The sequence below is a fragment of the Cephaloticoccus primus genome, from assembly GCF_001580015.1.
Classification (GTDB): Bacteria; Verrucomicrobiota; Verrucomicrobiia; order Opitutales; family Opitutaceae; genus Cephaloticoccus; species Cephaloticoccus primus.
In genome coordinates this window covers 1-6,064 of the sequence record NZ_LSZQ01000004.1, presented here as the reverse complement: position 1 = coordinate 6,064, position 6,064 = coordinate 1, and the positions used below count along the sequence as shown (strand labels likewise).

Here is a 6,064-nt window from a genome sequence, read left to right as displayed (position 1 = left end):
GGAAGGGGGGGGGAGGTCGGCGGCATGTCGGTTGCCGGGCCTTGGGCTAGATGGAGAAGTCGAGGACGAACTCGTGTTCTCGCTCCAGGAAGCCGCGCACGATGCGGTAGAGGTCGGGGGATTCGAGGAGGAATGAGTCGTGCCCGCGGTCGGTGGCGAGCTCGGCGTAGCTGGCGCGTTTTCCGGCACGCAGCAGTGTGAGCGCGATCTCGCGGTTTTGCTCGGGGGGGAAGAGCCAGTCGCTGGTGAAGCCGACGACGAGCGTCTCGGCCTGCACGGGGGCGAAGGCTTGCTCCAGCGAGCCGTAGGCGTGGGCGAGGTCGAAGTGGTCGAGCGCGCGGGTGATGTAGAGGTACGAGTTGGCGTCGAAGCGGTTGATGAAGCTCTGGCCCTGGTAGCGCAGGTAGCTCTCGACTTCGAACTGGATGTCGAAGGAGTAGGGATTTTCGCCGTGCGCGGTGGTCGTGGTGACGCGCTTGCGGCGGCCAAATTTGCGCTCCATCGAGGCGTCCGACAGGTAGGTGATGTGAGCCATCATCCGCGCAATGGCGAGGCCCACGCGCGGGCCGCCATCGGCCGGATAGTTGCCCTGCTCCCAGGCCGGATCCTGCATGATGGCCTGGCGGCCGACTTCGTTAAAGGCGATGGCCTGGGCGCCTTCTCGGGCGGTGGTCGCCATCGCGAGGACGCGCCGCACGAAGTTGGGGTAGAGGATGGCCCACAGCAGCGCCTGCATGCCGCCCATCGAGCCGCCGATCACGGCGTGGAGCTGATCAACGCCGAGGTGGTCGAGGAGCCGCTTCTGCGAGCGCACCATGTCGTTGATCGTGACGAAGGGGAAGGCGATGCCGTAGCTCTTGCCCGTCGCCGGATCGATGGAAGAGGGGCCGGTCGTGCCCGAGCAGCCGCCGAGGCAGTTTGCGCAGATGACGTAGAAGCGGTCGGTATCAACCGCGCGCCCGGGCCCGATCAGGTGGTCCCACCAGCCGGGCTTGCGGTCGGCGGCGCTGTGGCGGCCCGCGCAGTGGTGGTCGCCGCTGAGTGCGTGGCAGATCAGGATGGCGTTATCGCGCGCGCGATTGAGCTGCCCGTAGGTCTCGTAGCGCATCGTGAAGCCCGGGAGGACTTGCCCGCTCTTAAAGGTGAAGGGCGTGGTGCAGACGAAGTCGCGCGGGGTGACGATGCCGACTCCGCCGTCAGCGGCTGCTGCCGCTGGCGCCGCCGAGGCCGCTTGCCGCTGGCTACACTCGTCCTCCCTGTCGTGCGCGGTAGTGGCGCAGGCTGTCGAGTGGGCATCATCCAGATCGGGCATGGCGGGAGAACACAGAGAAAACGCGGTGGCGAAGCAAGCGGTCGTCACGCCTTCGCTCGGTCATAGGAGCGGTCTTCCGACCGTTTTATTTTTGCGGCGCACTCGTTGGTGCACTGGCCCGCTCTCGGCAGGTTGACGAACCGCCAACGAGCGGCTCGCCAAAAGCAAGAGTCGAAGACTTCCACCCACTGCGCGTGGGGAGCGGGAGGCAGTGCCCTACGCGGGCAGCGGCAGGCGGTGCCTGCACCCATTTACTGAGCGGCTTGCTGTCGGGCGTTCCGCCCGACGAACAAGCCGCTCAGTTGAATGAGTCTGACCTCCGGTCAGACGGAGATTTAACCCGTCAACTTTTTCGCCGCGCCCAAACGGGTTTCCGTTCCATCCGCGATTCAAGCTCCTTCTCCTGCCGCAACGCGGCAGGGAGGATGTCCCGTTCAATTTGCGATTTTGCCCGGGCGCTTTGCGCCCGGGCAAAATCGCAAATTGAATGGCACGTGGCGCCCCGCCACTGCCCCACGCGCAGTGGAGGTTCTTTCAAAGTCGCCTGTTACTCGCCGCCGGCGGTCGCTGCGCTCAGGGCGTCGTCCATTTCTTCGTTGGAGAAGACGGCCTGGACGTCGTCGAGGTCTTCGAGGACGTCGTGGAGTTTGAGCAGGGTTTTGGCGACTTGGGCGTCGGTGACGGGGATCGTGCTGGTGGGGATGTAGCTGATCTCGGCGCTCTCGGTCTTGATGCCGGCGGCTTCGAGGGCGTGGAGCACTTTGTCGAATTGGTGCAGGTCGCAGCGCACTTCGTAGCCTTCGTCGCTGGTGATGACGTCGTCGGCTCCGGCTTCGAGGGCGACTTCCATGAGCTGGTCTTCGGTAGCTTGTTCCTTGGTGATGAGGAACTGGCCGGCGTGCAAAAACTGGAAGGCGACGGAGCCGCTCTGGGCGAGGTTGCCGCCGAGCTTGGAGAAGGCGGAGCGGACTTCCTGGGCGCTGCGGGTTTTGTTGTCGGTGGTCACTTTTACGACGAAGGCGACGCCGCCCGGGCCGTAGCCTTCGTAGGCGAGCTCTTCGAATACGACGCCGGGGAGCTCGCCGGTGCCTTTCTTGATGGCGCGCTCAACGTTGTCGGCGGGCATGTTGGCGTCGCGCGCCTTGAGCAGCAGGGTGCGCAGGCGGGCGTTGGCGTCGGGGTCGCCGCCGCCGGCTTTGGCGGCCAGCGTGATGTCGCGCGAGAGGCGCGAGAAGACTTTGCCTTTACGCGCGTCGGTGACGGCTTTGATGCGTTTGACCTTTGACCACTTGTTATGTCCAGCCATGACGAGGAAGGGTGTGAGCGGGCGGTGGGCGGTTTTGTGCCGCGAGAAAAAGCGGGGGTGTAAAATCCAGTAGGGCCTGCGCGGCCCCTGCGCCGACTATTTTTTGCGCGCAGGGGTGATGTTTTTCATGGGCTTGCTGCCACCGCGTTTGCCACCGCCGGCGGCGGGACCAGTGGCGGGGGCGGCGGGCGAACCGGGCGCGGCCGCCGGGCCGTCGGTTTTCATCCGGTTGATGATGAGCTGCTGGCCGATGGTGAAGATGCCGTTGACGGTCGAGTAGAGCGCGAGCGCGCAGGAGAAGTTGTAGCAAAACAGCGTGAACATCCAGGGCATGAACTTGAGGAGCTTGGCCTGCATGTTGTCCGCCGAGGGCGTGGGCGTGAGGCGCATCTGGATCACCATCGTGGCACCCATGAGCAGTGGCATGATGTTGATCGGCAGCCCGAGGACGCGGGCGACGGTGTCGGGCGCGCTGAGGTCGGCGGCCCACAGGAAGGACTCGAAGCGCAGCTCCGAGGCGGTGCGCAGCATGACGAAGAAGCCGATGAAGAAGGGCATCGTGACGAGGATCGGCAGGCAGCCGCCCATCGGGTTTACCTTGTTCTTCTTGAAGAGCTCCATCGTGGCCTGCTGCATCTTCTGCGGGTTGTCCTTAAACTTCTCGCGCAGGGCCTGCATCTCGGGCTGGATTTTCTGCATGCGCTTGGCGGAGCGCGAGGCGGCGAGCGTGAGCGGCAGGAAGACGATCTTGAGCGTCAGCGTGGTGATGACCACGGCCCAGCCCCAGGCCCACTTGGGCGCGAGCGGCGAGACCCAGCGGTGCACCCAGTCCATCATGGTGAGCAGGGTTTGGCTGAAGAACCGGAACATGCCGTAGTTCATCACCTTGTCCTGATCGGCCTTGAAGTTGTCGCTGTTGGAGAGGCGCGGGTAGGCCTTGGGGCCCACGTAAAAATCCATCGCCAGCGTGTTGCTCGCGTTGGGGGCGAGCGGGCTCAGGTCGAAGAGCGCTTCGGCGCCGAGGCCGTAGTGCGTGGGCTGGGGCGAGCCGTCGGGCGTGGCGATCGGCACGCGGCGGGTGAGCAGGCCCACGGCAGGCGACTCTGCGGCAGGCGTGAGGATGCTGGCGAAGAAGCGGTTGCCGAGCGAGGCCCAGCGCACGTTGGCGTGCGTGGGGAGCAGCGCGGTGGGCTCGCGCGAGCCGATGCCGAACAGGCTCAGGAAGCCGCCGCCCTGGAGGCGGGTGTGCTCGATGAAGTGTTGTTTCTTGCCGTCGGAGTAGCCGCTTGTGAGCTGCTGGCCGTACACGTCGCTGCCGGTGGGGACGACGGTGCCGAGGCTGAGCGCGAGGCGCGGCAGGGCGAGTGTCTCGCCGCTGAGGTTGCGCAGGGTGGTCTGATGCTGGAGCTGGTAGGGGTCGGTGCCGGGCTCGTTGCCATCGGGCAGGTAGTAGCGGCGGGTGAGCTCCAGGCGACCGCCGTCGAGGATGGCGCGGTAGGTGACTTCCTTGGGGGTTTGGGAGACGATCTCGAAGCGCGGGCCGAGGCCGCCGGTGGATGATTGGGGGAGGCCGGGCAGGTCGGTGATGCCGAGCATCGGGCCCGTGCGCACCTGATTGAAAATGTAGTGCTGGCTGCTCCCACGGGCTTCGGGGAAGCGGCGCAGGGCGACTTCCTCAATCGCAGCGCTGCGGTTGCTCAGGCGCACTTCGATGAACCCGTTGGCGAGCAGCGCGGTACTGTGGCCGCTGTCGGTGCTGTTGAGGGCGGAGATTTCGGCAACGGCCGCCGTCGGTGCTGTGGTCGCGACGGGCTGCACGGCGGGCGGGATGCCGCCGGGCGTCGCGATAGTGCCTGCGGGAGTTGTGCTGCCCGCGGGCTGTGTGCCCGGGCTGCCTGCGGTACCGTGCGGCGCGGGCGCAACAGGTGGCTGCGGGCTCGGTGCAAACTTCAGGGCGACAAAGGCTGCCAAGAGCAGCAGTACGCCGATGACGGTGTTCTTCTTATCCATGAAAAAAATCAGTTTAGCGAGAGGGTGAGAACCTTGGAGGAAGTGGTAAGCGCTGCGGCGGGTGCGGCGGCTTCATTTGCGCCCCGGGCCGTGGCAAACGCCTGTGTGGCAGCTGCGCGATTTGTGGCGATTCGCGAGCAGGTGGGGCGCGAGTTGCGGCGGCGCGCGGGCGGGCGGGGCGGCACGGGATCAAGCCCGCCGGGGTGCAGCGGTGTGCACTTGAGCAGGCGGACGAGCGTCAGCCAAGTGCCATAGAGCGCGCCGTGCGTGCGGAGGGCTTCGCTCGCATAGTGCGAGCAGGTGGGGTAGAAACGGCAACCGCAGGCTGGCCCGAAAATCGCGGGCAACGCGGGCGAGAGCGTGAGCTGGTAGAGCCTGACGAGCCCGAGCAAGAGAGCCGCGGGGAGCGCAGCCAGCCTCGTGGCTACGGCGCGCGCCCTCGCCGCCGCGCTGCTGGGCGGGAGGGGCGGCTGGTGTATCGCGAGGGCTGGAGGAGTGGTGGCCTTAGGCATCGGAGGTCGCGGTGCGAGGTGCGGGAGATGCACCCGGAAGGGCTCGGCACAGTTGCTCGCAAATTCCCAAAAAGCGTTTTTCGAGCACGCTCCAGGGCAGGCGGTTGAGCAAGCGCCGCGCCACGAGGAGCAAGTCACCACTGGGCGGCAGCTCGCCCTGGTGGAGCCGGAAGAGCGCGCGCAAGCGGCGCTTCGCGCGGTTGCGCTGCACGGCATTTCCCACTGCGGCGCGGGAGGCCACAACGCCGACTCGCCGGAGTGGCGCGGCAGAGGGCGCGCAGTCGGCGTTTGAGAGCTCGTCCGGCGCGGGCCGCCGTGCACAAGCCGTGCCAGCTTGCGCCCACCACCACAGCGTAAAGGCGTCGCACTGATAACGGCGGCCTGCCTGCCGTACGTTTTGGAAATCGCGTTGCGTGCGCAGGTGCTGCTCTGGGCTAAGACGCATAGCGCGGGGCAGCGGCGCGGGCGAGGTGGCAGGGAAGGAGGGCGCGGTGTCGTGTGCGTTTCAGGTCGCCGGAGGGGCGGCCTTTAGACGACCGTCAAACGCTTGCGGCCCTTGGCGCGGCGTGCGGCGAGCACTTTGCGGCCGCTGGCGGTGGCTTTGCGTGCTCGAAAACCAATCTGGCGGGCGCGCTTTTTGCGGTGTGGGCGGAAAGTGGGTTGCATAAGTTTAAGTCGTTAAGAGGTGACCCAAGTGCCGCAGCCTCTCGACGCTGTCAACGGTCTTTGAGCCGCGCGGTGGATGACAGAGGTCCACTGCGCGTGTGGCGGTGGCGGGGCGCCACGTGCCATTGAATTTGGGAATCGGCCCCGCCGCTGCGCGTCGGAACACGATTCCCAAATTAGCCTCCCTGTCGCTTCGCGACAGGAGAGGAATCCCAAAACGCAAATGGAGCCTATTGGGGAGAGATGATGCGATTTACC

At 66.2% G+C, this 6,064-nt stretch carries 5 protein-coding genes and 1 pseudogene; all 6 read right to left on the bottom strand.

Translation table 11 applies throughout. The annotated features are described in order from the left end of the window. Nucleotides 1-46 precede the first annotated feature (46 nt). The 6 genes and pseudogenes from metX to rpmH all read right to left on the bottom strand — a co-directional run bounded on the left by metX (nucleotide 47) and on the right by rpmH (nucleotide 5,806). Nucleotides 47-1,312 (bottom strand): homoserine O-acetyltransferase MetX, encoded by a 1,266-nt coding sequence (metX, locus tag AXK11_RS00340; RefSeq protein WP_082780703.1) that lies wholly within the window; start codon nucleotides 1,310-1,312, stop codon nucleotides 47-49. Nucleotides 1,313-1,859: 547 nt separating this feature from the next. After that, nucleotides 1,860-2,618, bottom strand: coding sequence for a YebC/PmpR family DNA-binding transcriptional regulator (locus AXK11_RS00335; RefSeq protein WP_068628204.1), 759 nt, complete (start codon nucleotides 2,616-2,618; stop codon nucleotides 1,860-1,862). Nucleotides 2,619-2,714: 96 nt separating this feature from the next. Further along, a complete protein-coding gene (locus AXK11_RS00330) occupies nucleotides 2,715-4,628 on the bottom strand; it encodes a YidC/Oxa1 family insertase periplasmic-domain containing protein (protein ID WP_068628202.1) in 1,914 nt (637 codons plus the stop codon). Between the two features lie 173 nt (nucleotides 4,629-4,801). Then, nucleotides 4,802-5,044: pseudogene (yidD, locus tag AXK11_RS10315) on the bottom strand (membrane protein insertion efficiency factor YidD); the annotation flags it as partial. Nucleotides 5,045-5,132: 88 nt separating this feature from the next. Continuing rightward, nucleotides 5,133-5,585 (bottom strand): ribonuclease P protein component, encoded by a 453-nt coding sequence (gene rnpA, locus AXK11_RS00320; RefSeq protein ID WP_068628201.1) that lies wholly within the window; start codon nucleotides 5,583-5,585, stop codon nucleotides 5,133-5,135. 83 nt (nucleotides 5,586-5,668) lie between these two features. Then, a complete protein-coding gene (rpmH, locus tag AXK11_RS00315) occupies nucleotides 5,669-5,806 on the bottom strand; it encodes a 50S ribosomal protein L34 (protein WP_068628199.1) in 138 nt (45 codons plus the stop codon). Nucleotides 5,807-6,064 lie beyond the last annotated feature (258 nt).

Coding starts and splice junctions, on each gene's coding strand:
- rnpA (WP_068628201.1), bottom strand. CDS start 5,585: ATGCGTCTTAGCCCAGAGCAGCACCTGCGCACGCAACGCGATTTCCAA.
- metX (WP_082780703.1), bottom strand. CDS start 1,312: ATGCCCGATCTGGATGATGCCCACTCGACAGCCTGCGCCACTACCGCG.
- AXK11_RS00330 (WP_068628202.1), bottom strand. CDS start 4,628: ATGGATAAGAAGAACACCGTCATCGGCGTACTGCTGCTCTTGGCAGCC.
- rpmH (WP_068628199.1), bottom strand. CDS start 5,806: ATGCAACCCACTTTCCGCCCACACCGCAAAAAGCGCGCCCGCCAGATT.
- AXK11_RS00335 (WP_068628204.1), bottom strand. CDS start 2,618: ATGGCTGGACATAACAAGTGGTCAAAGGTCAAACGCATCAAAGCCGTC.